The following is a 25,557-nucleotide window of genomic DNA, read 5'->3' as shown; positions in this document are numbered from 1 at the left end:
TAGGGTCTGGAGAGTGCTGATGCAGACGGTGGACGTGACGGGTGCCGCGACGCGTGCGCTGCGCAGGGTCCCCGAGGACGTCGCCGACGCGGCGCTCGCCGCCGCGTTCCTGGCCGCGATGGTCGTCGAACGGGCCCGGATGATGTCGGGGGAGCGGTTGTCGGCCGCGATCGCTTTGAGCGTGGTCATGGCCGGCGGTGTGGCATTCCGCCGCCGAGTGCCGTACACGGGCTACATCGTCGGCTCGACGGCGCTGATCGCGGAGGCACTGTGGATCGCCCCCAGCCCGATCTCGCCCTACGCGAATTTGGTCTGCCTGTACTCCCTCGGCCTGTACGCGACACGGAGCCGGGCCCGCTGGGGTCCGCTGATCCTGATCCCCGGCGTCGTCGCCTACTTCGCGAAGTTCCCGTCCGCCACGTTCACCATGCCCGCCGGTGTCCTGTTCACCTGGTGGCTCGCGTGGGCCGTCGGATACGGCGCGGCCCGGCGGCACGAGGAACAGCAGGCGGCCCGCCAGGCGGTACGGCGGGCGGCGGTGGCCGACGAGCGGCTGCGGCTGGCGCGCGAATTGCACGACCTGATCGGGCACACGGTCAACGTGATGGTGGTGCAGGCCGGCGCGGGCCGCCGGGTCCTGGACCGGGACCCGGCGAAGACCCGGGAGCTCCTGACCGGGATGGAGCACATCGGCCGGGACGCGCTCACCGAACTGGACCGGGTGCTCGGCCTGTTGCGGCGGCACGAGCCGGCCGGGCTCGGCAACCTGCTCGTCACCGAGCCCGGTATCGCCGAGCTGCCCCGGCTGGTCGAGCGCATGGCGCAGGCCGGAGTCCGGGTGACGGTCCGGATGGATCCATCCGTGTCCGACGTGATCCCGAGCGTGGACATGTCGGCCTACCGGATCGTCCAGGAGGCGCTGACCAACGCGCTGAAGCACGGCGGCGCCAAGTCGGCGAGCGTCACCGTCCGCCACGACGGGCGGGCCCTGGACATCGAGGTCTGCGACGACGGCCGCGGCAGTCCGGCCGGCTACCTTCCCGGGCGCGGGCTGCTGGGCATCGCCGAGCGGGTCGCGGCGTTCGGGGGCGGCGTCGAGCACGGCAGCATCGAGCACGGCGGTGACCGGGGCGGGTTCCGGCTGCGGGCCGTGCTCCCGGTGCCATGACCGTCCGGGTCCTGGTGGCCGATGACGACGCCCTGCTGCGGGCCGGCGTCACCGTCGTCCTGGGCACCGCGGACGACGTCGAGGTGGTCGGCGAGGCGGCGGACGGGCTGCGGGCCGTCGAGCTGTGCCGGTCCCTGGAGCCGGACGTCGTCCTGATGGACGTGCGGATGCCCGGCGTCGACGGCATCGAGGCCACCGCCCGCATCGTCGGGGCCGGGCTGCCCACGCGGATCCTCGTGCTCACCACGTTCCACCACGACGAGTACGTGTGGGGCGCGCTCCAGGCCGGCGCCAGCGGCTTCCTGCTCAAGCGCTCCCCGCCCGAGCGGCTGATCGACGCCGTCCACACGGTCGCGGCCGGCGACGCGCTGCTGGACCCCGCGGTGACCCGGGACCTCGTCCGACGGTTCGTCGAGCTGAGCGCGGCCGGGTCGGCCCGGCAGACGGCGCCGGCCCGGGCGTCGGCCCAGTGGCGGCGGCGCGGACTGGACCGCCTGACCGAGCGGGAGACGCAGGTCCTCCGGCTGGTCGCCGAGGGCCACGCCAACGCCGAGATCGCCGACCTGCTCGTGATCGCGGAGTCCACCGCGAAGACCCACGTGAAGCGGATCCTGGCCAAGATCGGAGCCCGGGACCGCGCGCAGGCCGTCGTCATCGCCTACCAGGGCGGGCTGATGAGCCCCTGGACGTGAGTACGCGAGCGTGTGAGCACCGCCCGGCCCGGCTGGTCCGCCGTGCGGTGCGCGGCGGTCGGCGGGCGATCAGCCGGTCTCCAGAACGCGCTTGAGCCGGCCGAGCGAGACCTTGAAGAAGAGCCTGGTCGTCGGCCCGATGGCCAGCCACCCGATCTTCCCCAGTACCCCCAGCGGCAGCTCCACCCGCTCCCACCAGGTCACCCGGCACCCGCCGGTCCCCAGCCGCGCCACCTCGAACCCGCCGGTCCCGCGCACCACGTGCCCGGTGTGCTCCACCACGCAGCGGCATGGCGGCTCCCACTCGGTGATCGTCATCGTGTCCAGGAACCCGAGGGGCCCGATCCCGGTCCAGCCCTCCAGCCGGCCGCCGACCGCGCTCGCCGTCCCGCGCACCTTCGTCGCGACCATCCATGTGCCCTGCGACTCCCAGTCCGCGATCGCCTCCCAGGCCCGCTCGGCCGGGACCGCGATGTCCTGTGCCACCCGCAGCTCAGCCAAGGCGGGCCACCAGCGTCTTCGGCGCGACCTCGCGGTAGGCGTCCCGGACCATGTCCTCGACGTCGTCCCAGTCCGGGTCGTCGTCGAGATTGACGCCGAGCCAGCCCCGGACGCCCACATACGGCGGCCGGTAGAACGTGTCCGGGTCCTGCTCGATCCGCAGCTCCTGTACGCCTTCGGCGGCCGGGCACCAGAAGCCCAGGCGCAGGCCGTGGTGGTGGTCGCAGAACATCACCAGCGTGCGCTTGCCGCGGATGAACCAGGTCGGTTCGCCGTGGCTCTCGCGCTCCTCGACTTCGGGGAGCGCCAGGCAGATGGCGCGGAGCCGTTCGAGGACGGCCGTTTCTTCGGGCGTCATGACCCCATCCTCACGGTTCGCGCCGATGCCGTCGAGTGCGTTGAGCGGCCGCTCAACGAGCCCTCGTGCGATCCGGTAGCGTCGCGGCATGAGCACCGACACCCGGGACCGCCTGCTGCACGGCACGATCGAGGCGCTGCGGACCCAGGGCATCGCCGGGGTGTCGGCCCGCACCATCGCGGCGGCCGCCGGAGTGAACCAGGCGCTGGTGTTCTACCACTTCGGCAGCGTCGACGAGCTGTTGGCCGCGGCGTCCGTCTGGTCGACCGAGCAGCAGGTGGCCGCGTATCGGGAGCGGTTCGGGCGAGTCCAGAGCCTGCGGGAGCTGCAACGGGTCGGCCGGGAGCTGCACCTGCGGGAGAGCGCGAACGGCAACGTCACGGTACTGGGACAGATGCTGGCCGGGGCCCAGACCAACCCGGCGTACGCCGCCGCGACCCGCGACGCGCTGGCGCTGTGGAACGTGGAGATCGAGCAGGTACTGACCCGGGTGCTGGCGGACTCGCCGCTGGGGGAGGTGGCCGACGTGCCGGGGCTGGCGCGCGCCGTGGCCGCGTCGTTCATCGGGATGGAGCTGCTGGCCGCGGTCGATCCGGAGGGGGACCAGGCGGCGTTCCGGGCCCTGGATCAGCTCGGTGCCCTGCTGGAGTACCTGGACGACTTGGGGCCGGCCGCGCGGGTGGCGGCGCGGCGCGCGGTGCGGACCGCGGTACGGCGGTCGGTGCGCGCGTAGGGCGGTCGGCCGGACCGGGGCAGTCGGCGTGCGTGGGACTGTCGGTGCGCGTGGAGGGCGGCGGCGCGGAAGCGGAGCCGCCCCGGCGGATCGGAACGGAGCCTCAGCTCCCGCCGAGCAGCTGCGCGTTCGCGGCCTGGACCATCGGCGCGAACTCCGGGAACTCCACGACCTCGATCCCGGCGGCGCGCAACAGCTCCGCGCCCTGGCAGTCCTCGACCAGCAGCGAGGGCTCGCGCCAGGCGAACACCACGCGGCGGATGCCGGAGTCGATGATCAGCTGGGTGCAGCTGACCGGCCGCGACTTGCGGACCGAGCAGGGCTCCAGCGAGGAGTAGATGGTCGCGCCGGGCAGCCGCGGATGGCCCGGCGCCACCCGGGCCAGGGCCGACTCCTCGGCGTGGACGTGCTCGTCGGTGTCGCGGGACCAGCCGCGGGCCAGCTCGCGGTCGTCGGCGTCGATGATCAGCGCACCGACGTTGAACGCGCGCGGCGCCGGTGGGCAGCGCCAGGCGAGGTCGACGGCGGTACTGAGCCATTCCCGGTCCTCGCCGTGGGTGCGGGCCGAGAAGGACGGATGAGCGGAGGCGGCGTCGGTGGTGGTCACTTTCCAAAGCCCTCGGTTCTGATCGGGTCCGGTGGGTGGGTGCCGGCCCAGGGCGGGCACGGCCGTGCGGCCGGAGTGGAGGAGGCGCGGGACGCGGGACGGTAGGGGGTGACCGGGCCGTGGTGGCTGACGGAGACGGCACTGTCTGTGGTCACAAGTCCCAACAGTAGTCGCGGCGCGGCGCCGTTTCTCGGGTTCGGCGCCAAGCCGCCGTTCGATCGGGCGAAGCGCCGCGCCGCGGATTGGTATCTTGATCGGCATGCTCCACCCCATACCGCCGGCGGCCGTCCTGTTCGACATGGACGGTCTGCTCATCGACTCCGAGCCCACCTGGTTCCAAGCCGAGCAGGACCTGCTCGCCGCCTACGGGATCACCCTGGGCCCGGAGCACTACCCGCACGTCCTGGGCAAGCCGATAGAGGTATCGACGGCCTACCTCCTGGAGCTCACCGGCCACCCGGTCGGCGCCGCCGAGTTCGCCGCCGGCATCGAGACCGCCATGGTCGAGCGCCTGCGCGACGGCGTCCCGATGATGCCCGGCGCCAAGGACCTCCTGGTGGAGCTCGAGGCCGCCGGCCTGCCGCTGGCCCTGGTCTCGGCCTCCTCCCGCCGCATCGTCGACGCCTGCCTGCCGCTGATCGGCCCCGACCACTTCCGGGTCACCGTCTCCGGCGACGACGTGGAACTCGGCAAGCCGAACCCGGACCCCTACCTCCTCGCGGCCCGGCACCTGGACGTCGACCCGGCGCACTGCGTGGTCCTGGAGGACTCCCCGACCGGCGCCGCCGCCGGCCACGCCGCGGGCTGCCGCGTGATCGCCGTCCCGCACGCCGCGGAGGTACCCGCCCGGGAGCGGGTGACGATCGTGGATTCGCTGCGGCGGGTGAACCTGGCCTTCCTGCACGGGTTGTTCGACGAGCGGACGTCGGACAACAGATAACTGGCCCGACCAGCAGCGACAGTCCGCACCGGCAGAACCCAGGGTGCCAGGACGCACAGAACCCTCGGCGGGTGATGCTCACCGGCGGGCATCGAGCTGGGCATGATGCCTGCCGAGCGAATCCGGGCACTCAGCCGAAGTCGGTAGCGGTGAGCGCCACGTCGAGGCGCGGATGCGGAAGCGCTGTGCGGCGCGCCGGGCAAGCCGTACTGCTCGGCACGCGGGGGCGGTGCCGTGCGCGGAATCGGTAGCGGTGAGCGCCATGTTGAGGCGCGGATGCGAAAGTGCGTGTGCGGCGCGTCAGGCGAGCCGTCTTCCTCGGCATGCGAGGGCGGTGTCGTGTACGAAGTCGGTAGCGGTGAGCGCCATGTTGAGGCGCGGATGCGAAAGCGCTGTTCGGCGTGCCGGGCAAGCCGTCTTTCTCGGCAAGCGGCGGCGGTGCCGTGCGCGGAATCGGCGCCGCGAATCAGGGACCTGGTTCGTCTACCAGCCTCTAACCAGCCTCTAACCACCAGCCCCTACTCGCCCTTACCCTCCACCGCCACAGCCCGCCCGCGCTGCCCCGGCACCGCCTCCGAAGCCTCGACCACCTCGACCGGCGGCAGTGTCGGCGGCGTTCCGCCGAACTCCGGGCACAGCGCCTTGTGGTCGCACCAGTCGCACAGGCGCGAGGGGTTCGCGCGCCATTCGCCGCGTTCGGCGGCGGCGCGGATGGCGCTCCAGAGGGCGGCGACTTTGCGTTCGGTGGCGCGCAGGTCGCCTTCGTCGGGGTCGTAGGTGACGATCTGGCTTTCGCCGCCGAGATACATCAGTTGCAGGCGGCGGGGGACCACGCCGCGGGTCTTCCAGAGGACCAGTGCGTAGAACTTCATCTGGAACAGGGCTTTGCCTTCGTAGGCCGGGCCCGGGGCGCGGCCGGTTTTGTAGTCCACGACTCGGATCGCGCCGTTGGGGGCCACGTCGAGGCGGTCGACGAAGCCGCGTAGCAGGAGGCCGTCGGCGACGCGGGCGTGGACGAACAGTTCGCGCTCGGCCGGTTCCAGGCGGTTGGGGTCCTCCAGGCGGAAGTAGCGTTCCAGCAGGTCCACGGCGCCGGCCAGCCAGGCCTCGTCGCCGCCGGCCTCCTCGGCGAGCGCCTTCAGTTCCGGGTCGGCCTGGACCATGCGTTCCCACTCCGGGGGGAGCAGGCTGGAGGCCGAGGTCGGGGTGCGCTCGCCGGTCGGCAGGTCGAAGAGGTGCTCCAGGACCGCGTGGACCAGGGTGCCGCGGGTCGCCGCCGCGCTCTTGCGTTCCGGGAGCTTGTCGATGACGCGGAAGCGGAACAGCAGTGGGCAGGTCATGAAGTCGGACGCCCGGGAGGGGGACAGTGCCATCGGGAGCGGGATGGTGGTCACCGCTGTGGCCGAGGGCTCCGTGGCTTCAGTGGCGGGTGCGTCCAAAGCGTCCATGGGCCTCGACCCTACTCGGCGGTACCGACATCGCGGCGCACCCCGCCCCCTGCCTCAACGCGCCACCGTGACGCCCCTGTGATGAGATCGCCCGCGCGGTGAGTGGTCTTGCAAGTTCGGCTGCGCATAGAGTCGAAGACGTGGCGGAAGACGAGGGCGGGCAGAGCACCGGCGAGTCGGGCGAGAACGAGCCCGGCAAAGGCGGCGCCTCTCGGGTTGTCCGCGGCCCTGGGCTGCGTCTGGGCCGGCCGTTCGGCATCCCGCTCTACGTCTCGCCGTCCTGGTTCGTCGTCGCCGCCTTCATCACGGTCCTGCTGGCCCCGCAGTCCGGGGACGCGACCGACCCGTCCAACGACTTCGGTAACGAACTCGGCGGCTGGCGCTATGTGCTGTCCCTGGCATACGCCGTGTTCCTCTACGGATCCGTCGTCGTCCACGAGCTCGCGCACTCCGCCCTGGCCAAGCGCCTGGGGCTGCCGGTGCGGCGCATCGTCATCCACTTCCTCGGCGGCGTGTCGGAGATCGAGAAGGAGTCCGACAGCCCCGGCAAGGCGTTCTGGATCGCCTTCGTCGGCCCGCTGACCTCGGCCGCCCTGGCCGGTATCGGCTTCGCCGTGTACCAGGTCATCCCGCACGACGACTCGGTCAGCCTGGGCCAGAAGGTCGCCGCCACCCTGATCTTCGGGTTCTGGGCGTCCAACCTGCTGGTCGCCATCTTCAACATGCTGCCGGGCCTGCCGCTGGACGGCGGCCAGCTGCTGCGCGCCGCGGTCTGGAAGGCCACCGGCCGGCCGATGGCCGGCACGGTCGCCGCCGCGTGGGCCGGCCGGGTGCTGGCGATCGCGGTGTTCATCGTGATGAACCTGATCTACGTCCACGACGGCACCATCCAGCCCTTCGGCCTGGGCCTGGCCGTGTTCATGGCGATGTTCATCTGGTACGGCGCCACCCAGGCCCTGGTGGTGGCCAAGCTGCGGGAGCGCATCCCGGGTCTGTCGGCCCGCAAGATGACCCGCCGCGCGATCAGCGTCGACGCCCGGATCCCGCTGGCCGAGGCGCTGCGGCGGGCGCACGAGGTGAACGCCCGCGGCATCGTCCTGGTGGACGGCAACGAGCGGCCGACCGGCCTGGTGAACGAGGCCCAGGTGATCGCCACCCCGGAGCAGCGCCGGCCCTGGGTCGAGGCCGGTGACGTGGCGCACCCGCTGGACCCCGGCCTGATCGTGAAGGCGGACCTCATGGGCGAGGAGCTGCTGGACGTGCTGCGGGCCAACCCCGCGCCGGAGTACCTGGTGATAGAGACCAGCGGGGAGATCGTCGGCGTACTGGCGGCCTCCGACGTGCAGGCCGCCTTCCTGGGCAAGCCCCCCGGCCCGCCGCCCACGCCGCGGAAGATGCCGGTCTAGCCGCTCCACCACCGCCGGTAGGCTGAAGGGATGGACAGCACGCCCTCCCCCGAGCCGACCGTCGCGACCGGCGAACCGATCGTCCCGACCGGCGCCGACCACCGTCGCGGCCCCTTGAAGGCCGGTGACCAGGTGCAACTCACCGACGCCAAGGGCCGGATGAGCACGATCACCTTGCAGACGGGCAAGCAGTACCACACGCACAAGGGCTCCTTCGAGCACGACGAGCTGATCGGCTCCCCCGAGGGCGTGGTCGTGAAGACCTCCGGCGGCAACGAGTACCTGGCGCTGCGCCCGCTGCTGTCCGACTTCGTGCTGTCGATGCCGCGCGGCGCCGCCGTCGTCTACCCCAAGGACGCCGGCCAGATCGTGCAGATGGCCGACATCTTCCCCGGCGCCCGGGTGGTCGAGGCCGGCGTCGGCTCCGGCGCGCTGACCTGCTCCCTGCTGCGGGCCGTCGGCGACTCCGGCAGCGTGCACTCCTACGAGCGCCGCGAGGAGTTCGCCGAGATCGCGGCCAAGAACGTGCGCTCCTTCTTCGGCGCCGAGCACCCGGCCTGGGAGCTGACCATCGGCGACCTCGCGGAGAAGCTGGCCGACGAGGAGGTCGACCGCGTCGTCCTGGACATGCTGGCCCCCTGGGACTGCGTGGACGCCGTCGCCAAGGCCCTGGTCCCCGGCGGCGTGATCGTCTGCTACGTCGCCACCACGACCCAGCTGTCCCGCACCGTGGAGACCCTGCGCTCCCATGGCGCCTTCACCGAGCCCCAGCCCTGGGAGTCGATGGTGCGCGGCTGGCACGTCGAGGGCCTGGCGGTGCGGCCGGACCACCGGATGATCGGGCACACCGGGTTCCTGGTCACCTCGCGCCGGTTGGCTGACGGCGTTACTCCGCCGGTTCGCCGCCGTCGGCCTTCCAAGGGTGCGTATGCCGCGGACTACGTCGCCGAGGGGGCCACGCCCGCGGCCGGAAGCGCCGCCGACCCGGAGTTCAATGAGGACGGCACTGTGACCTCCTCCGTGGCCCGCCGCGTGTTGCCCTAGCTGTACTGCCGGGTGCCCGCCCGGCCTGGCCGGGGTGCCGGTTTCCCCTGGCCGGGGCCGGTGTCCGGCGGTTCGTCCCGGTGGTCGGAAGGTGGCCAACGTACCAGGACACCACAAGATCGCGAATATAAGAAGCCTTGTAGTCGACTGTTCATCGAAACGTCGCGGGATCGACACACTGACCCGCGACAGTTTCGTGCCGTGACCGCAACGACCGAGGCCGCCAAGGCCCTCGCCGCACCGCCCGGCCCGGGGCGCCGGAACCGTGCCCGGGACTTCCGCGCGACCCGCTGGGGGTGGGCCTACTCGGCGCCGGCCGTGCTGGTGTTCCTGGCCTTCGTGATCATTCCCACCGGCTACACCTTCTACGTCTCGCTGTGGAAGTGGAACGCGCTGAATCCGGCGCTGTCGAAGTTCAAGGGCCTGGGGAACTACTCGCGGCTGTTCAACGCCACGCAGCCGACGTTCTTGAGCAGCCTGTGGCACTCGCTGTACTTCACCGGGGCGATGGTGGTCGGCGGGACGGCGATCTCGCTGGCGCTGGCTCTGCTGTTGCAGCGCGGGGGCCTGCTGCTGAACTCCACGCGGGTGGCGGTGTTCCTGCCGCACGCCACGCCGATGATCGCCACGTCGATGATCTGGGTCTGGATCTTCAACCCCAAGTTCGGGCTGGCCGACTGGTTCCTGCACAGCCTGCACCTGCCGACTTCGCAGTGGCTCCAGTCCTCGTCCTCGTCGATGCCCGCGGTCATCATCTACAGCCTGTGGCACGAGGTCGGCTTCACCACCGTGGTGTTCCTCGGCGGGCTGGCCACGCTGTCCAACGAGCTCTCCGAGGCCGCGCGGGTCGACGGCTGCTCGGCCTGGCAGGAGTTCTGGCACGTCACCTGGCACCAGTTGCGGCCGGTGACCGTGTTCGTGGTCGCCATCACCGCGATCACCTCGCTGCAGGCCTTCACGCAGTTCTACCAGCTCTCCAGCGGCGGCCCCGCCTACTCCACGACCACCCTGAGCTACCTGGTCTACCAGGAGGCCTTCATCTTCAGCGACACCGGATACGGCGCGGCGCTGGCCGTGGTCCTGTTCGCCATCACCGTCTTCTTCACCCTCGTCCGGCGCCGCACCGCGGCCGGCGGCGAGTCGCACGCCCTGGTCTGATCCGCCACACCGAATCGCAGTGCCACCAAAACCCCTCACTTCGGGAGACCTGAACCATCATGGGTAAGCGCATCACCGCGGCCGCCGGGCTGGCCGCTATCGCCCTCACCGCCACGGCGTGTGCCGGCGGCGGCACCTCCACGCCGAAGTCCGACAACACCGGGGCCAAGAGCAGCGGCTCGGGCACCGAGCTCGCGGTGCCCACCGGGCCGGTCACCATCACCTTCGAGGAGGCGATGACGATCGGGACGCTGAAGCCGGCGATGGACAAGCTCGTCTCCGACTTCCAGGCGAAGTACCCGAACATCACCGTCAAGCTCCAGGGCGACCCGGACTACGGCACGATGTACACCAAGGAGAAGGCCGAGGTGCAGGCCGGGAACGCTCCGACCATCGGCCAGGCCTACGAGAGCTGGGCCGACTACTTCCAGTCCGCCGGCAAGCTGGTCCCGATCAGCGACCTGGCCGGCACCGACACCCCGGCCGAGATGTCCACGTTCTACAAGGGCGTGCAGGCCGACATGAAGCTGCCGGACGGCAAGACCTGGATGTGGCCGTTCAACAAGAGCGTGCTGATCCTGTTCTCCAACGCCGACATGGTGGCCAAGGACGGCCAGAGCACGCCCAAGACCTGGGACGACTACGCCTCGGTGCTCAAGGCGGTCTCCACCAACGGCGTCACCGGCACCACCATCGACCCCGGCTCGGCCACCGGCGCGACCTACGGCACCCAGTGGTTCGAGATCCTGGCCGAGGCCAACGGCGCGAAGCTGTATGACGCGGACGGCACCCCGCACCTGACCGACCCCGGTGCGGTCAAGGCCCTGCAGTACCTCAAGGACCTGAAGGACGCCGGCGCGCTGGCCACCGGCAAGAACTACCCCGGCGAGACGGCGCTGGGCGCCCAGAAGGGCGCCTTCGACATCTCCTCGGCGGCCGGCTACGGCTTCGAGAACAAGACCGTCGGCGGCAAGTTCAAGCTGGGCATCGGCGCGCTGCCCTCCGGCCCGGCCGGCGCGGTCAACGAGCTGACCGGCACCAACATCGTGATGTTCTCCTCGGCCACCGCCGAGCAGAAGGCCGCGGCCTGGGCCTTCATGAAGTTCATCGACAGCCCGGCCGAGCAGGCCCAGTGGTCGGCCACCTCCGGCTACCTGCCGGTGACCAGCCAGGCCCTGTCCGACCCGGTGATGCAGGACTTCGTGGCCAAGAACCCGTACGTCACCGCCGCGGTCTCCGAACTGGACACCGCCTTCGTGCTGCCCGGGTTCGACTGGATCTTCAAGTGCCAGGGCTATGAGTCCACCGCGATCCAGGAGGTGCTGGAGAACGGCAAGCAGCCCTCTGACGCGCTGAACACCGCGCAGGGCGCGTGCACCGCCGCTAAGGCGCAGGGGTGAGTAAGAACTCAGCCTCCCGCGGCATGGCGGGGGCGAGCCGCGCCGGGCGTTGGGCCCGGCGCGTGTTCGCCGTCGCCATCGCGATCGCGTTCGTCTTCCCGTTCTACTGGACGGTGGTGATCTCCCTCGGGCATCCCGGCGAGTTCAGCGACTTCCCGCCGGTGCTGGTGCCGCACTGGGACTGGTCGAACTGGTCCCGGGCCTGGCACTCGGCGCCGTGGCTGCGGTTGTTCGGGAACACCATCCTGATCGCCTCGTGCACGGTGGTCCTGTGCCTGGTCACCTCGCTGCTGGCCGGCTTCGCCTTCGGCGTGCTGCGCTTCCCCGGCCGCAAGGTGCTGACGCTGGTCGTGCTCTCGGTGCTGATGATGCCCGGCACGGTGCTGATCATCCCGGACTACGTGCTGGCCAACGACCTGCACCTGCTGAACACCTACTGGATCCAGATCATCCCGTGGGGCGCCAGCGTCTTCGGGATCTTCCTGGTCCGGCAGTTCTTCCTGACCATGCCGGCCGAGATCCTGGACGCCGCGGCGCTGGACGGCGCCTCGCGGCTGCGCTTCCTGCGCTCGATCGGGATCCCGATGGTGCGCCCGGCGCTGATCATCGTGGCCATCAACGTGTTCCTGGGCTCCTGGAACTCGTTCCTGTGGCCGGTGATCATGACGAACTCCAGCATGGAGTCCTCGAGCACGGTGCAGCCGGTCGAGGTCGGGCTGTCCACCTTCGCCAACGCCGAGGGCACCGACTTCCCGGGCCTGGCCGCGGCCGTCACCTTCACCACACTGCCGGTCATGGTGTTCTTCCTGCTGTTGCAGCGGCAGTTCATCCGCGGCGCGCTGTCGGCGGCCGGAGGCGTGCGTGGCTGAGGCGGAAACGACAGACCGCCGGCCGATCCTGGTCGTCGACTTCGACGGCACCGTCTACCGCGACGACGCCCCGGTCCGGTTCTACGCCGAGCACGCCGCCGACGGCCTGCCGACGGAGTTGCGCGGCCGGTTCCTGGACCTGTTCCAGGCCTACCTCGAACGCGGGGTGGCGGCGGCGGACGGCGTGGCCGACGAGGCCGCGGCCGCGGTGCTGCGCAGCTCGGTCGACGCCTGGGGCGCCGCGATCGGGCTCGCCGCGCTGTCCGGGGTCGACCCGGCCGCCACCGAGGAGGCGTTCCTGGCCAGCCGGCAGTACATGTTGACCGCGGCCTGCCGGGTCACGGCGGTCCCGGCGCTGGTCGAGGCGCTCGCCGAACTGCGCGGCCGGGTGCGGATCGTGCTGGCCACCAACAGCCCGGCCGGCGGCTTGGCGCCGCTGCTGGACCGGCTCGGGGTCACCGCCCTGTTCGAGGAGGTCGTCTCCGGCGCCAACAAACCTCAGGGACTGCGGCGGTGGATCGCCGCGGAGCTGGCCGACCGGCCGGCCGCCGAGCTGTTCTCGCTCGGCGACCACTACTTCAACGAGATCGAACCCGCGATGGCGGTCGGCGCGTGCGCCGGCTACATCGACCGGTTCGGCCGCGCCGACGGCCCCGCGACGGTCTCCGCCGCTGTGGTCGAGGACATCCTGCCCGGGATCTTCTCCTGGGCCGGCGCGCACAATTCATAGGAAGAACACGGATATCTCCATGGCAGCAACCGTCGAGTTCTGGGGCGGGGTCGGCGTCATCGGCTCCAGCAAGGTCCTGATCACCGAGGGGGACCACCGGGTCCTGCTCGACTTCGGGCTCGACATCCCCCGAGGCACCGACCTGTTCCGGCCGCCGGTCGTGCCCCGGCAGCACCGCTACCTCGCCGACCGGCTGCGGGTCGGCGCGGCGCCGCGGGTGCCGGGGGTCTACGACCCGGCGATGATCGAACCCGGAGACACGCTGGCGGAGGAGGGGCCGCCCACGGCGGTGTTCGTCAGCCACGCCCACATCGACCACTGCGGACTGGTCGGGACCCTGCGGCCGGGCATCGAGGTGCACGCCGCGCCGGAGACCATCGCGGTGATGCGGGCGCTGGCCGCGGCCGGGGACGGCCTGCCCGGCGGCGACCCGGACTGGCAGGCGCTGGCCGACTCCACGCCGGTGCGCTTCGGCCCGATGACCGTGGAGCGGATCACCGTCGACCACGACGTGCCCGGGGCCAGCGGCTACCTGGTCACCACCTCTGACGGAGTAGTGGCCTTCACCGGCGACATCCGGTTCCACGGCCGCGCGCCGGAGCGGGCCTGGCGGCTGGCCGAGCGCGCCGCGGGCTGTGAGATGTTCGTCACAGAGGGCACCGCTTTGGGGCTGCCGGTGTTCCCGGGGCCGGTGCGCACCGAGGACGACGTGGTCCGGGACTTCGCCGCGGCGCTGGCGGACGCGCGCGGGGACCTGGTGCTGCTGGCGATGTATCCGCGCGATCTGGAGCGGGTCGCGGAGTTCATCGAGGTGGCCGGGGCGGCCGGGCGGCAGATCGTCTGGGGCGAGGCCGTGGCGGCCTTCCTGCGGGCCCTGGACGTCCAGGGTGTGGTGGCGTACTCCGAGGTCGGCCTGGAGGCGATCCAGGCCGCTCCGGGGGACTGGGTGTACCAGCCGGACCTGCGCGACCTGCGCGGCATCCCGGACCTGGCGGACCTGCCGGTCGGCGACCGGACCGTGTGGCTGCACGCCAACGGGGAGCCGCTGGGCCCGTTCGAGTCGCGCTGGGCGCTGTTCATGGAGTGGCTGGACGTCCTGGGCATCCCGCTGCGCCGGATCGGCTCGTTCGGCCACGCCACCGCCGACGACCTGCACACCCTGGTGCACCGGGTGGCACCGCGGACCGTGGTGCCGATCCACACCGACGCCCCCGAGCGGCTGCACCCGGTGGCCGGACCGACCCGGCTGCTGCCGATCCTGGCGCGGTCGTATGACCTGGGGGGTCACCCGATCGAGCGAACCTGGGCTTGATCTGCAACCTCGGACGGGGATGAAGCGTCTGGTTGTCCGAGGGCCGGTTGTGCGAGGGCCGGTTGTGCGAGAGCGGGGGCGGGCCGGCTCAAGAGGCGGCGCGCTCGCCATCGGGCGGCGGGCGGGGGTGACGGCGGAACGGATCGGTGCCGAGCTGGGGCGGAACTGGTTCTCCCGCCGTCCAACGCCCGCCTGGGCCGCCGTTTGTCCTTATATATGACGTATGGACGTATATGTGACATGCATGACTATGTGATGTGTATGGCCACCGCCGGGCCGGGGACTACGCGTCCTCGGCGTCCGGTCCCGCGACCGTCACCCCGTCGGCGGCCCGCCGAACGTGGATGCAGTCGCCGGGACACTCCTTCGCCGAGTCGATGACCGCCAGCACCAGATCGGCCGGGACCGGCACGCGGGCCTCGGCGCCGGTGCGCAGTTCGGCGTCCGGACCGTCCTTCACGTAGGCCACGCCGTCGATGTCGAGTTCGAACACATCCGGCGCGTACTGTGCGCAGATACCGTCGCCCGTACACAGATCGTGGTCGATCCAGACCTCTAGCGCATCCGTGTCAGTAGTGGCCGTCATATTCGAGACGCTATCAAGGCCGAGCCCAGAACCAAGCGCCGGTCCCGGTCGTTGATCCAATGCTGCTCGACAAAGAACCACCAGTGGGCAAGGATCGGATCACAACTCCGTACCGGCGCAACATAACCAGCCGAGTGAGGGGGAATCGTGATGACGACAGGCCTTGTTGTTCCTACGAAGAGCACCCGAGTTCCGGACCCGCGGGGGATGCCGCTCCCGGTCTCGGTGGCAACTGCACAACATTCAGCGGTTTCAAGAACGCCTCCGCTAGGCAGGACAGCAGCAAGGAAGTTCTTGAGCATCGCAGCTTCCGGCGGGAGGTGAGGACCGTGCCAGCACACGACGACGACATCCGCGAGGGCGCCGGCCGCGCGAGCCGAGGATCGGACGACCTCGCTGCCCAGGTCACGTACCTGGAGCAGGAGATCGCCGTCCTGCGGCGCAGACTCCGCGACACCGCGGACGCCCCACGGGGCGGCCGGGCCGTGGAGGAGCGGATCAACGAGTTGCAGGCCACTGTGGCCGGGCTCACGAGCCAGAACGAACGGCTGGTGGCGACTCTTCGTGAGGCGCGCGACCAGATCGTGGCGTTGAAGGAGGAGATCGACCGCCTCGCGCAGCCGCCGAGCGGTTTCGGGGTGTTCCTGGAGGACGCCGGCGAAGGCAACGCCGACATCTTCACCGGCGGCCGCAAGATGCGGGTGTCGGTGAGTCCCTCCATCGAGCCCGGAGTTCTGCGCCCCGGCCAGGAGGTGATGCTGAACGAGGCCCTGAACGTGGTCGCCGCGTTCGGCTTCGAGAGTGTCGGGGAGATCGTCAACCTCAAGGAGATCCTGGAGGACGGCAGCCGCGCCCTGGTCACCGGGCGTACCGACGAGGAGCACGTGGTGCGCCTGGCCGAGCCGCTGCTGGAGTCCGGCGTCAAGCTGCGCCCCGGTGACGCCTTGCTGATGGAGCCGCGCAGCGGCTACGTCTACGAGGTCATCCCCAAGTCCGAGGTCGAAGACCTCGTGCTGGAGGAGGTGCCGGACATCTCCTACCTGGAGATCGGCGGCCTGGACGGCCAGATCGAGCTGATCCGCGACGCCGTCGAGCTCCCTTATCTGCACCCTGACCTGTTCAAGGAGCACAAGCTCCGGCCGCCCAAGGGCGTGCTGCTGTACGGGCCTCCCGGCTGTGGCAAGACCCTGATCGCCAAGGCGGTGGCGAACTCGCTGGCCAAGAAGGTCGCCGAAGTGACCGGCTCGGACAACGTGAAGAGCTACTTCCTCAACATCAAGGGCCCGGAGCTGCTCAACAAGTACGTCGGCGAGACCGAGCGGCACATCCGCCTGGTCTTCCAGCGGGCTCGTGAGAAGGCCAGCGAGGGTGCCCCGGTCATCGTGTTCTTCGACGAGATGGACTCGCTGTTCCGCACCCGCGGCAGCGGCATCAGCTCGGACGTGGAGAACACCATCGTCCCGCAGCTGCTCTCGGAGATCGACGGCGTCGAGGGCCTGGAGAACGTCATCGTCATCGGCGCCTCCAACCGCGAGGACATGATCGACCCGGCGATCCTGCGCCCGGGCCGGCTGGACGTGAAGATCAAGATCGAGCGTCCGGACGCCGAGGCGGCCAAGGACATCTTCGGCAAGTACGTCACCACCGAACTCCCGTTGCACGCCGACGACCTCGCCGAGCACAGCGGGGACCGGCAGGAGACGGTCTCGGCGATGATCCAGGCCACGGTCGAGCGGATGTACAGCGAGATCGACGAGAACCGGTTCCTGGAGGTCACCTACGCCAACGGGGACAAGGAAGTCATGTACTTCCGGGACTTCAACAGCGGTGCGATGATCCAGAACATCGTCGACCGCGCCAAGAAGACCGCGATCAAGGACTTCCTGGACCACAAGCAGAAGGGTCTGCGCGTCTCCCACCTGCTCGGCGCCTGCGTCGATGAGTTCAAGGAGAACGAGGACCTGCCGAACACCACCAACCCCGACGACTGGGCCCGCATCTCCGGCAAGAAGGGCGAGCGGATCGTGTTCATCCGCACGCTGGTCACCGGAAAGCGCGGGGGTGACACCGGCCGCTCGATCGACACGATCGCCAGCACCGGTCAGTACCTGTAGTACCCGGCCGAGGCCGAAGCGCCGCCCGCACGCTGTCACCGACAGCGCGCGGGCGGCGTGTGTGTTTTTCCCGGTCGGCAACCCGCCATCCGCCCACGATTCATTGATCACCCCCCGGGTACACACACCGAGTGGCAACCCATCACCCCAGCAAAAACCGTGCACAAGGCACTGCCACACGTCACCCCCGCGGAATAAGGTGGCCGGTATGAGCGTGTGGCGAATCATGGGCACCGAGACCGAGTACGGCATTTCTGTACCAGGGAACCCCGGCGCCAACGCGATGCTGATCTCGTCCCAGATCGTCAACTCCTACGCCGCGGCCATGCACCGGGCCCGCCGCGCGCGCTGGGACTTCGAGGAAGAGAACCCGCTGCGTGATGCCCGGGGGTTCGACCTGGCCCGCGATATCGCCGATGCCAGCCAGCTCACCGACGAGGACGCGGGCCTGGCCAACGTGATCCTCACCAACGGCGCGCGCCTATATGTCGACCACGCGCACCCCGAGTACTCCTCCCCGGAGGTCACCAACCCGCGCGACGCGGTGATCTGGGACAAGGCCGGGGAGTGGATCATGGCCGAGGCCTCGCGCCGGGCCGCCGAGATCCCCGGCACCGCGCCGATCAACCTGTACAAGAACAACACCGACAACAAGGGCGCCTCCTACGGCTCGCATGAGAACTACCTCATGCAGCGGACCACTCCCTTCGCCGACATCGTGCGCAACCTGACCCCGTTCTTCGTCTCCCGGCAGGTCGTCACCGGCGCCGGGCGGGTCGGCATCGGCCAGGACGGCCGCGCGCACGGCTTCCAGATCTCCCAGCGCGCCGACTTCTTCGAGGTCGAGGTGGGCCTGGAGACCACCCTCAAGCGTCCGATCATCAACACCCGCGACGAGCCGCACGCCGATCCCGAGCGCTACCGCCGGCTGCACGTCATCATCGGCGATGCCAACCTGGCCGAGATCTCCATCTACCTCAAGATGGGCACCACCTCGCTGGTCCTGGCGATGATCGAGGAGCGCTTCATGTCCACCGACCTGTCGGTGGAGGCTCCGGTGCGCACCCTGCACCAGGTCAGCCACGACCCGACGCTGCGGCAGCTGGTGACGCTGCGCAGCGGCCGCAAGCTCACCGCGGTGCAGCTGCAGATGGAGTACTGCGAGCAGGCCCGCAAGTTCGTGGAGGACCGCTACGGCTCCGACGTGGACGACGTCACCAAGGACGTGCTGGAGCGCTGGGAGTCGGTGCTCACCCGGCTGGAGTCCGACCCGATGACGCTGTCCAAGGAGCTGGACTGGGTCGCCAAGTACGAGATCCTGCAGGGCTACCGCAAGCGCGACGGCCTGGACTGGGACTCCTCGCGCCTGGAGCTGGTGGACCTGCAGTATTCCGACGTGCGCCCGGAGAAGGGCCTGTACCAGCGGCTGGCGGCCCGCGGGCGGTTCGAGCGCATCACCACCGACGAGCGGATCCGGCAGGCCGTGGACCACCCGCCGGAGGACACCAGGGCCTATTTCCGGGGCCGGTGTCTGGACAAGTACGCGGACTCCGTGGCCGCCGCGTCCTGGGACTCCGTGATCTTCGACGTGCCCGGCCGGGAGTCGTTGCAACGGGTGCCGACGCTGGAACCGACCCGCGGAACCAAACAGCACGTCCAAGCGTTGATCGATCGAAGCCGCACCGCCGAGGATCTGGTACGCGCACTGACCGAGGGCTGAGACCGAGCTTTCCACATTCTGGGACCAGCGCCTTCCGGTGCTGGTCCCAGAACTTTCACCGGTTGTAATTATCTAGTCACCCCCATCGCGAGTGGAATACCTCCGTTCGGGGGAAGTTGAAGCTAGAGTGAGGAAGATCGGCAACCTTGCCGAGGAGTGGGAGAGGGCTGAGATGGCAGCGGACGAACGCGGCGGCCAGCAGCATGCCAACCGCGACAAGCAAGAGGTCGAGGAAACCGCCCCGGAGGCGAGCGGCGACCTGCAGGAGCGACAGGAGAAGCTCTCCGAGGACGTCGACTCCATGCTGGACGAGATCGACGAGGTGCTGGAGGCCAACTCCGAGGACTTCGTCCGGGGCTTCGTTCAGAAGGGTGGCCAGTGAGGTTCGCGATCAACTAGGGTCGCACCACATCAAGGTCCGATTTCGTACCGAACCTTTATAGAAGGGGATTGCTGAAGTGGAATCCAACGCGGACTGGGGCTCTCGGGGCGGTCTGCCGCAGGCGTTCCTCACGCCGGGCATCTCCTCTTTCAGCGAGTTCTTGAAGGACTTCGCCCCCGACTACCTGCCCGGCGGGCGCACCCTGCCGGCCGGCGCGGCATCGGCCAAAGACATCGCGCCGCACGGCACCACCATCGTCTCCATCACCTTCCCCGGCGGCGTGCTGCTGGCCGGCGACCGCCGGGCGACCATGGGCTCGATGATCGCCCAGCGCGACATCGAGAAGGTGTTCCCGGCCGACGAGTTCTCCGCGGTCGGCATCGCCGGCACCGCCGGGCTGGCCGTGGAGACGGTCCGGTTGTTCCAGCTGGAGCTGGAGCACTACGAGAAGATCGAGGGCGTCACGCTCTCCACCGACGGCAAGGCCAACCGCCTGGCCACCATGATCCGCGGCAACCTCGGGATGGCCATGCAGGGCCTGGCCGTGGTCCCGCTGTTCGCCGGCTACGACGAGGAGACCGGCCAGGGCCGGATCTTCAGCTACGACGTCACCGGCGGCCTGTACGAGGAGCACGACCACTACTCGGTGGGCTCGGGCTCGGTGTTCGCCCGCGGCTCGCTCAAGAAGCTGTTCCGCCCGGACTTCACCGCCGAGGACGCCGCGATCGCGGCCGTGCAGGCGCTCTACGACGCCGCCGACGACGACTCGGCCACCGGCGGCCCCGACCTGTTCCGCAAGATCTACCCCGTCGTCGCGGTGGTCACCGCCGACGGCTACCGGCGGCTGCCGGACGAGGAACTGTCCACGCTCGTAGCCGGCGTGATGGATGCCCGCCGCGAGGTTCCCGACGGTCCCCGCTCCCCGCTGCGATAACTTGCAGATCGCAGCAGAACCAACAATCTTGCAGACCTCGGTCCCAGTCAGGAGTGACCCGTCGTGACGACGCCGTTCTACGTCTCGCCCGAACAGATCATGAAGGACCGGGCCGAGTATGCCCGCAAGGGCATCTCGCGTGGCCGGTCCGTGGCAGTCATCTTCTATGACAAGGGCATCCTGTTCGTCGGGGAGAACCCGTCGCGGGCCCTGCACAAGATCTCCGAGATCTACGACCGCATCGCCTTCGCCGCGGCCGGCCGCTACAACGAGTACGAGCAGCTGCGCATCGCCGGCGTGCGGCACGCCGACATGCGCGGCTACGTCTACGACCGCCGCGACGTCACCGGCCGGGCCCTGGCCAACACCTACGCCCAGGCGCTGGGCACGATGTTCAGCGAGGGCGCGGGCAAGCCGTACGAGGTGGAGCTGGCCGTGGCCGAGGTCGGCGAGAAGGCCGCCGACGACCAGGGCTACCGGGTCACCTTCGACGGCCAGGTCACCGACATCCGCGGCTTCCAGGTCCTCGGCGGCGCCGCGGACGCGGTGACCCAGGTGCTGGAATCCTCCTTCGAGGAGAACGCCGCGCTGGAGACGGTCCTGAACGCCGCGGTCGACGCCCTGGGCCGGGACGGCACCGAGCCCCGGACCCTGACGCCGAACCAGCTCGAGGTCGCGGTCCTGGACCGGACCCGGAGCCGGGTCCGCAAGTTCCGGCGGATCACCGGCCCGGCGCTGGCCGGCCTGCTCGGCGTCGACGCCGACGGTGACGGCAACGGCAAGGGCAAGGGCGGCAAGGACGGTGAGGACGGCGACGGCGCGGCGAAGCAGGACGCGCCGGCCGAGGCGGAGCTGGGCGACGGCGACGTCCTCGGCGCCGTCGACGACCTCCTGGACGAGGGGGACTCCTCGGAGTCCTGACACACGCGGCAGCCGAACAACGACGCAGAGGCCTGACGCGGATTAAAGTCTAACGCGGCATAAGGTGGTCATCATGGACCGGCGGATCTTCGGGCTCGAAAACGAATACGGCGTCACCTGCACGTTCCGCGGACAGCGCCGCCTGTCCCCGGACGAGGTGGCCCGCTACCTGTTCCGCCGCGTCGTGTCCTGGGGACGCTCCAGCAACGTCTTCCTGCGCAACGGCGCGCGCCTGTACCTGGACGTCGGTTCGCACCCGGAGTACGCCACTCCCGAGTGCGACTCGGTGCGCGAGCTGATCGTGCACGACAAGGCCGGCGAGCGGATCCTGGAGGGCCTGCTGGCCGACGCCGAGCGGCGGCTGCACGAGGAGGGCATCGCCGGGGACGTCTACCTGTTCAAGAACAACACCGACTCGGCCGGCAACTCCTACGGCTGCCACGAGAACTACCTGGTGGGCCGGCACGGCGAGTTCTCCCGGCTGGCCGACGTGCTGATCCCGTTCCTGGTCACCCGGCAGCTGATCTGCGGGGCCGGCAAGGTGCTGGCCACCCCGCGCGGCGCGGTGTACTGCGTCTCGCAGCGCGCCGAGCACATCTGGGAGGGCGTCTCCTCGGCCACCACCCGGTCCCGGCCGATCATCAACACCCGCGACGAGCCGCACGCCGACGCCGAGAAGTACCGGCGGCTGCACGTGATCGTCGGCGACTCCAACATGTCCGAGACCACCATGATGCTCAAGGTCGGGGCCACCGACCTGGTGCTGCGGATGATCGAGGCCGGCACCACGCTGCGGGACATGACCCTGGAGAACCCGATCCGGGCGATCCGCGAGGTCAGCCACGACATAACCGGCCAGAAGAAGGTGCGGCTGGCCAACGGCCGGGAGATGAGCGCCCTGGAGATACAGGAGGAGTACTTCACCAAGGCGCGCGACTTCGCCGAGAAGCGCGGTCTGCGCACCGGCGCCGTGGACAAGATCCTGGACCTGTGGGAGCGCACGCTGACCGCGGTGTCCACCGGCGACCTGGACCTGATCTCCCGGGAGATCGACTGGGTGATCAAGTACCAGCTGATCGAGCGCTACCGGGCCAAGAACAACCTGGCGATGTCCGCCCCGCGGGTGGCCCAGCTGGACCTGGCCTACCACGACATCTCCCGCAACCGCGGCCTGTACTACCTGCTGGAGAAGCGCGGCATGGTCGAGCGCACCGCCACCGACCTGGAGATCTTCCAGGCCAAGTCGGTGCCGCCGCAGACCACCCGGGCCCGGCTGCGCGGGGAGTTCATCAAGCGGGCGCAGGAGCAGCGGCGGGACTTCACCGTCGACTGGGTGCACCTGAAGCTCAACGACCAGGCGCAGCGCACGGTGCTGTGCAAGGACCCGTTCCGCTCGGTGGACGAGCGGGTCGAGAAGCTGATCTCCTCGATGTAGCCCCCTGTGCCGGTGTACCGGCTCATGTGAGGCCTTTGCCCTTTCGTGGCCCGCTCTCGGCTCCGGCCGAGCGCGGGCCACGCTAGTGTGGTGCGGTCCCTGAGACATGTGGTTGTCCCACCATCACGTCTCGACTTCCAGCCGGGGGCCGTCGGCGTCCGGCTCCGCGCCGATTCGAGGTATTCCGTGCGCCGTCCAGTGGCCACCCGCCGGACCCAGACCGCCCTCGCCGGGCTCGCCGCCGGCCTGCTGCTGGTGGCCGCCGGCTGCTCGTCGAGCAAGTCCACACCGAGCGGGTCCTCAACCTCCTCGACCGGCTCCACGGCCTCCTCGGGGGCCTCGTCCTCCGGGGCACCGGTCGCCGACGCCTTCGGGGTCAAGCCGAACATCCAGATTCCCGCCGGGCAGCCGGACGGCAAGCTCGGGGTGAAGGTGAAGATCCCCGGCGACGGCGCCAAGGTCACCGACGGCAGCGTGGTGGTCCTGAACTTCACCGCCAAGCTCTGGCGCGACGGTTCGGACCTGGGCAGCAGCTACGACCAGGGCCAGCACCCGGTGACCGCGGTCGAGGGCCAGGGCCAGATCCTGCCGGGCTGGGAGCAGGGCCTGAAGGGCCAGGCCGCGGGCAGCCGGGTGGAGGTGACCGTGCCGCCCGCGCTCGGCTTCGGCGCCAAGGGCAGCACCGACGGCAAGATCACCATCACCGGCACCGACACCCTCGTCTTCGACCTGGACATCGTCGGGGTCTACCCCTCGCCGCAGGCCGACATCGCGACCGGTCCCAGCGTCCTGAACGACCCGTCGCTGCCGACGGTGGGCACCGCGGTGGGCGCCGCCGACCCGAAGATCACCATCCCGGCCGGCAAGCAGCCGCCGGCCGGTGCCGTCTACAAGCCGGTGATCGTCGGCAAGGGCCCGCAGGTCAAGAAGGGGCAGACGGTGGTCGTGCAGTACGAGGGCATGGTCTGGCGCACCGGCCAGATCTTCGACTCCTCGTTCAGCAAGGGCAAGTCGCTGTTCGCCACCCAGATCGGGGTCGGCTCGGTCGTGCAGGGCTGGGACGACGGGCTGATCGGGCAGACCGTCGGCTCCCGGGTGCTGCTGGTGGTGCCGCCGGCCCAGGGCTACGGGCCGTCGGGCCAGCCCAGCGCCGGGATCCAGGGCACCGACACCATGGTGTTCGTCGTGGACATCCTGGACGCCCGGTAGGCGACCGGGGGCGTCGCAGACGCCCTGATAGCGTAACGAGCAGTCCATCCCCGACAGGATTGGGAACAGCAAGCTCATGAGTCTTGAAAAGCCTGAGATCGACTTCCCCGACTTCCCGGTCCCGGCCGACCTCGTGATCGAGGACATCACCGTCGGCACCGGCGAAGAGGCCAAGGCCGGCCAAGAGGTCACCGTGCACTACGCCGGCGTGTCCTTCTCCACCGGCGAGGAGTTCGACGCCTCCTGGAACCGCGGCCAGCCCTTCGCCTTCCCGCTGGGCGGCGGCCGGGTCATCGCCGGCTGGGACCGCGGCGTGGCCGGCATGAAGGTCGGCGGCCGGCGCAAGCTGGTCATCCCGCCGCACCTGGCCTACGGGGACCGCAGCCCGAGCCCGCTGATCAAGCCGGGCGAGACGCTGATCTTCGTGGTCGACCTGCTCGGCGTGCGCTGACGCACCGAGCGCTCCGCCTTCGATGGCCGCCCCGGGAAACGGGGGCGGCCATCGGCGCGTCCGGCGCCTGACGCGCCAGCGGGACCCCGGGCCCCGAGTCCGTGCGGTCCAATCCGCGACCAGTGGCCCGGAACCGCCGCGACGACCTGCCTACCGCCCCGGCTCCCGTGGCAGCATCAAAGGCATGCCTGTCGCGTCCCTCGCCGCATTGCTGACCGTCTGGACCCTGGCGCTGCTGATCCCGGGCCCGGACTTCCTCGCCGTCTCCCACGCCTCGGTCGCGCGCTCCCGCCGCGACGCGGTCTTCGTCGGCCTGGGCGTGGCCGCCGCGATGGCGGTCTGGGCCACCACCAGCCTGGTCGGCCTGACCGTGCTGCTGGTCAAGTGCCAGCCGCTGTTCGAGGCGGTCCGGCTGGCCGGCGCCGCCTACCTGCTCTGGCTGGCGTTCCAGCTCCTGCGCTCAGCAGCGCGCCGCACCACCAGCGGCCCGGCGACCGCCGGACCACGAATCCGGCCGCGCGGCGCAATCGCAGCCTTCCGGGCCGGCTTCCTGTGCAACATCGGCAACCCGAAAGCCGCCGTCTTCTTCTCCAGCGTCTTCGCCGCGCTCCTACCCCCGCACGTGGACTGGGAGTACCGCACCACAATCGGCATCGCGATCCCGGCCATCGGCATCGCCTGGTACGTGCTCGTGGCGTGCCTGTTCTCCGCCAAGCGCGTCGCGGCGGCCTACGCGCGGGCCCGCCGCGTCGTCGACGCCGTGACCGGGACGCTGTTCGCGGTGCTGGCCGGGGACCTGGTGTTCGCCGAGTAGCGGCGGGCGGAGCGCTTAGCTGGGGGACAGCTTCGTGCTGTGCTGCTGGCGCTATGTGTTGCTGGTGCCGTGTCAGGCAACCTTTGCCCGGTAGTTTGCGACGTGGTTCGCGACGTGGTTCGCGACGTGCCGATCGCCGGGGAGGATCCGTTGCCGGCTGGTGTCGCAGGGAGGGTCGCTGTTGGTCTGCGGGATTAAATGCATTTTACGGCCTTCGGTCATAGTTGTGCCGGTTCGGGGTTCGGGGTGGTGGGTGTGTTTGTCGGCTGCCGGTTCGCGCGTTCACAACCCCGCCGCACCTCAGGCCTCTTCAACTCCAGCAAGTCAGGACAAGGGCACAAGCAAGATCAAGATCAACAGCACAAGCAAGGTCAAGGTCAAGAGCTGTGGTGAAGGGCCGGGCCTCCGGCGGGCCTCGGCAACCTCAGGGAAACTTGCGCGGTTCCCTCGGGTGGCTGATCTAGTCTCAGCGGTGGCGGTTTGTGGGGTGGTGCGGTTCGTTCCCCTCGGTCGCGTCGTCAGCCCGGGGGGTACAGCACCGGTGTCCGGGGGTAAAGTCCGCGCGCGGCGGACATGCAGGTAGGCGGCGGTTTCGTATGGCGCGAACTTGACCCCCGGCCACCGG

The 25,557-nt window shown here is 70.1% G+C and carries 25 protein-coding genes; 20 read left to right on the top strand and 5 right to left on the bottom strand.

All coding sequences use genetic code 11. The annotated features are described in order from the left end of the window. Positions 1-19 precede the first annotated feature (19 nt). Both KGQ19_RS18465 and KGQ19_RS18460 read left to right on the top strand, forming a co-directional pair. Positions 20-1,168, top strand: a complete 1,149-nt coding sequence (locus tag KGQ19_RS18465; RefSeq protein WP_230418890.1) for a sensor histidine kinase — start codon at positions 20-22, stop codon at positions 1,166-1,168. Beyond that, positions 1,165-1,860: a response regulator gene (locus KGQ19_RS18460; protein ID WP_212010428.1), complete on the top strand. Its 696-nt coding sequence runs from the start codon at positions 1,165-1,167 to the stop codon at positions 1,858-1,860. The genes KGQ19_RS18465 and KGQ19_RS18460 overlap by 4 nt, the downstream gene beginning before the upstream one ends. 69 nt (positions 1,861-1,929) lie before the next feature. Here KGQ19_RS18460 and KGQ19_RS18455 read toward each other — a convergent pair whose 3' ends face one another. Beyond that, complete coding sequence (locus KGQ19_RS18455) at positions 1,930-2,361, bottom strand: SRPBCC family protein (protein ID WP_212010427.1); 432 nt, start codon at positions 2,359-2,361, stop codon at positions 1,930-1,932. After that, on the bottom strand, positions 2,354-2,719 hold the full coding sequence (locus tag KGQ19_RS18450) for an MmcQ/YjbR family DNA-binding protein (RefSeq protein ID WP_212010426.1): 366 nt from the start codon (positions 2,717-2,719) through the stop codon (positions 2,354-2,356). The genes KGQ19_RS18455 and KGQ19_RS18450 overlap by 8 nt, the downstream gene beginning before the upstream one ends. An 88-nt stretch (positions 2,720-2,807) precedes the next feature. On the opposite strand from KGQ19_RS18450, the gene KGQ19_RS18445 reads away from it, so the two are divergent. Beyond that, entirely contained in the window at positions 2,808-3,452 is a 645-nt protein-coding gene (locus KGQ19_RS18445; protein WP_212010425.1) for a TetR/AcrR family transcriptional regulator, read from the top strand. Between the two features lie 103 nt (positions 3,453-3,555). Here KGQ19_RS18445 and KGQ19_RS18440 read toward each other — a convergent pair whose 3' ends face one another. Further along, positions 3,556-4,059 (bottom strand): cytidine/deoxycytidylate deaminase family protein, encoded by a 504-nt coding sequence (locus KGQ19_RS18440; RefSeq protein WP_212010424.1) that lies wholly within the window; start codon positions 4,057-4,059, stop codon positions 3,556-3,558. Between the two features lie 259 nt (positions 4,060-4,318). Here KGQ19_RS18440 and KGQ19_RS18435 point away from each other — a divergent pair, with 259 nt between their 5' ends. Further along, positions 4,319-4,999, top strand: a complete 681-nt coding sequence (locus KGQ19_RS18435; protein WP_212010423.1) for an HAD family hydrolase — start codon at positions 4,319-4,321, stop codon at positions 4,997-4,999. A gap of 518 nt (positions 5,000-5,517) precedes the next feature. Here KGQ19_RS18435 and KGQ19_RS18430 read toward each other — a convergent pair. Beyond that, positions 5,518-6,447 carry a RecB family exonuclease gene (locus KGQ19_RS18430; RefSeq protein ID WP_230418878.1) on the bottom strand — a complete coding sequence of 310 codons (930 nt, stop codon included), beginning with the start codon at positions 6,445-6,447 and terminating at the stop codon, positions 5,518-5,520. 140 nt (positions 6,448-6,587) lie between these two features. Between KGQ19_RS18430 and KGQ19_RS18425 the strand changes: the two genes are divergently transcribed. The 7 genes from KGQ19_RS18425 (at position 6,588) to KGQ19_RS18395 (ending at position 14,366) form a co-directional block, all read left to right on the top strand. Further along, on the top strand, positions 6,588-7,853 hold the full coding sequence (locus KGQ19_RS18425) for a site-2 protease family protein (RefSeq protein ID WP_212010422.1): 1,266 nt from the start codon (positions 6,588-6,590) through the stop codon (positions 7,851-7,853). 30 nt (positions 7,854-7,883) lie between these two features. Further along, a complete protein-coding gene (locus KGQ19_RS18420) occupies positions 7,884-8,897 on the top strand; it encodes a tRNA (adenine-N1)-methyltransferase (RefSeq protein WP_212010421.1) in 1,014 nt (337 codons plus the stop codon). Positions 8,898-9,098: 201 nt separating this feature from the next. Further along, complete coding sequence (locus tag KGQ19_RS18415) at positions 9,099-10,055, top strand: carbohydrate ABC transporter permease (RefSeq protein ID WP_212010420.1); 957 nt, start codon at positions 9,099-9,101, stop codon at positions 10,053-10,055. 59 nt (positions 10,056-10,114) lie between these two features. After that, entirely contained in the window at positions 10,115-11,455 is a 1,341-nt protein-coding gene (locus KGQ19_RS18410; protein WP_212010419.1) for an extracellular solute-binding protein, read from the top strand. After that, positions 11,452-12,324: a carbohydrate ABC transporter permease gene (locus tag KGQ19_RS18405; protein ID WP_212010418.1), complete on the top strand. Its 873-nt coding sequence runs from the start codon at positions 11,452-11,454 to the stop codon at positions 12,322-12,324. Before KGQ19_RS18410 ends, KGQ19_RS18405 begins: the two co-directional genes overlap by 4 nt. Beyond that, entirely contained in the window at positions 12,317-13,054 is a 738-nt protein-coding gene (locus KGQ19_RS18400) for an HAD family hydrolase (protein WP_212010417.1), read from the top strand. Before KGQ19_RS18405 ends, KGQ19_RS18400 begins: the two co-directional genes overlap by 8 nt. A gap of 19 nt (positions 13,055-13,073) precedes the next feature. Next, entirely contained in the window at positions 13,074-14,366 is a 1,293-nt protein-coding gene (locus KGQ19_RS18395; RefSeq protein ID WP_212010416.1) for an MBL fold metallo-hydrolase, read from the top strand. A gap of 283 nt (positions 14,367-14,649) precedes the next feature. Here the strand turns inward: KGQ19_RS18395 and KGQ19_RS18390 are convergent, their stop codons facing one another. Continuing rightward, positions 14,650-14,952: a ferredoxin gene (locus KGQ19_RS18390; protein ID WP_212010415.1), complete on the bottom strand. Its 303-nt coding sequence runs from the start codon at positions 14,950-14,952 to the stop codon at positions 14,650-14,652. 329 nt (positions 14,953-15,281) lie between these two features. On the opposite strand from KGQ19_RS18390, the gene arc reads away from it, so the two are divergent. The 9 genes from arc (at position 15,282) to KGQ19_RS18345 (ending at position 24,932) form a co-directional block, all read left to right on the top strand. Next, the gene (gene arc / locus KGQ19_RS18385) at positions 15,282-17,066 is read left to right on the top strand and encodes a proteasome ATPase (RefSeq protein ID WP_212010414.1); all 1,785 of its coding nucleotides are present in this window, start codon (positions 15,282-15,284) and stop codon (positions 17,064-17,066) included. 208 nt (positions 17,067-17,274) lie between these two features. Beyond that, the gene (gene dop, locus KGQ19_RS18380; RefSeq protein WP_230418873.1) at positions 17,275-18,786 is read left to right on the top strand and encodes a depupylase/deamidase Dop; all 1,512 of its coding nucleotides are present in this window, start codon (positions 17,275-17,277) and stop codon (positions 18,784-18,786) included. Between the two features lie 172 nt (positions 18,787-18,958). Continuing rightward, the gene (locus KGQ19_RS18375) at positions 18,959-19,168 is read left to right on the top strand and encodes a ubiquitin-like protein Pup (RefSeq protein ID WP_212010453.1); all 210 of its coding nucleotides are present in this window, start codon (positions 18,959-18,961) and stop codon (positions 19,166-19,168) included. Positions 19,169-19,244: 76 nt separating this feature from the next. Continuing rightward, complete coding sequence (prcB, locus tag KGQ19_RS18370; protein ID WP_212010413.1) at positions 19,245-20,102, top strand: proteasome subunit beta; 858 nt, start codon at positions 19,245-19,247, stop codon at positions 20,100-20,102. A 63-nt stretch (positions 20,103-20,165) separates the two neighbouring features. Then, positions 20,166-21,023, top strand: a complete 858-nt coding sequence (gene prcA / locus KGQ19_RS18365; protein ID WP_212010412.1) for a proteasome subunit alpha — start codon at positions 20,166-20,168, stop codon at positions 21,021-21,023. Between the two features lie 73 nt (positions 21,024-21,096). Beyond that, positions 21,097-22,458, top strand: a complete 1,362-nt coding sequence (gene pafA / locus KGQ19_RS18360; RefSeq protein ID WP_212010411.1) for a Pup--protein ligase — start codon at positions 21,097-21,099, stop codon at positions 22,456-22,458. Positions 22,459-22,644: 186 nt separating this feature from the next. Beyond that, positions 22,645-23,667: an FKBP-type peptidyl-prolyl cis-trans isomerase gene (locus KGQ19_RS18355; protein WP_212010410.1), complete on the top strand. Its 1,023-nt coding sequence runs from the start codon at positions 22,645-22,647 to the stop codon at positions 23,665-23,667. Between the two features lie 76 nt (positions 23,668-23,743). Then, positions 23,744-24,118, top strand: coding sequence for an FKBP-type peptidyl-prolyl cis-trans isomerase (locus KGQ19_RS18350; protein WP_212010409.1), 375 nt, complete (start codon positions 23,744-23,746; stop codon positions 24,116-24,118). A 184-nt stretch (positions 24,119-24,302) separates the two neighbouring features. Next, positions 24,303-24,932, top strand: a complete 630-nt coding sequence (locus KGQ19_RS18345; RefSeq protein WP_212010408.1) for a LysE family transporter — start codon at positions 24,303-24,305, stop codon at positions 24,930-24,932. The last annotated feature ends 625 nt before the right edge of the window (positions 24,933-25,557 follow it).

The sequence above is a fragment of the Catenulispora pinistramenti genome (genome assembly GCF_018274385.1).
Taxonomy (GTDB): domain Bacteria; phylum Actinomycetota; class Actinomycetes; order Streptomycetales; family Catenulisporaceae; genus Catenulispora; species Catenulispora pinistramenti.
The sequence above is the reverse complement of the archived record's forward strand: the minus strand, read 5'-3'. Positions and strand labels throughout refer to the sequence as shown.

Bases quoted from the DNA above. Each gene is read 5' to 3' on its own strand.
- KGQ19_RS18345 (WP_212010408.1), top strand. From the start codon at position 24,303: ATGCCTGTCGCGTCCCTCGCCGCATTGCTGACCGTCTGGACCCTGGCG.
- KGQ19_RS18420 (WP_212010421.1), top strand. From the start codon at position 7,884: ATGGACAGCACGCCCTCCCCCGAGCCGACCGTCGCGACCGGCGAACCG.
- KGQ19_RS18410 (WP_212010419.1), top strand. From the start codon at position 10,115: ATGGGTAAGCGCATCACCGCGGCCGCCGGGCTGGCCGCTATCGCCCTC.
- KGQ19_RS18390 (WP_212010415.1), bottom strand. From the start codon at position 14,952: ATGACGGCCACTACTGACACGGATGCGCTAGAGGTCTGGATCGACCAC.
- KGQ19_RS18460 (WP_212010428.1), top strand. From the start codon at position 1,165: ATGACCGTCCGGGTCCTGGTGGCCGATGACGACGCCCTGCTGCGGGCC.
- KGQ19_RS18395 (WP_212010416.1), top strand. From the start codon at position 13,074: ATGGCAGCAACCGTCGAGTTCTGGGGCGGGGTCGGCGTCATCGGCTCC.
- pafA (WP_212010411.1), top strand. From the start codon at position 21,097: ATGGACCGGCGGATCTTCGGGCTCGAAAACGAATACGGCGTCACCTGC.
- KGQ19_RS18350 (WP_212010409.1), top strand. From the start codon at position 23,744: ATGAGTCTTGAAAAGCCTGAGATCGACTTCCCCGACTTCCCGGTCCCG.
- KGQ19_RS18465 (WP_230418890.1), top strand. From the start codon at position 20: ATGCAGACGGTGGACGTGACGGGTGCCGCGACGCGTGCGCTGCGCAGG.
- KGQ19_RS18450 (WP_212010426.1), bottom strand. From the start codon at position 2,719: ATGACGCCCGAAGAAACGGCCGTCCTCGAACGGCTCCGCGCCATCTGC.
- KGQ19_RS18435 (WP_212010423.1), top strand. From the start codon at position 4,319: ATGCTCCACCCCATACCGCCGGCGGCCGTCCTGTTCGACATGGACGGT.
- dop (WP_230418873.1), top strand. From the start codon at position 17,275: ATGAGCGTGTGGCGAATCATGGGCACCGAGACCGAGTACGGCATTTCT.
- KGQ19_RS18375 (WP_212010453.1), top strand. From the start codon at position 18,959: ATGGCAGCGGACGAACGCGGCGGCCAGCAGCATGCCAACCGCGACAAG.
- KGQ19_RS18445 (WP_212010425.1), top strand. From the start codon at position 2,808: ATGAGCACCGACACCCGGGACCGCCTGCTGCACGGCACGATCGAGGCG.
- KGQ19_RS18430 (WP_230418878.1), bottom strand. From the start codon at position 6,447: ATGGACGCTTTGGACGCACCCGCCACTGAAGCCACGGAGCCCTCGGCC.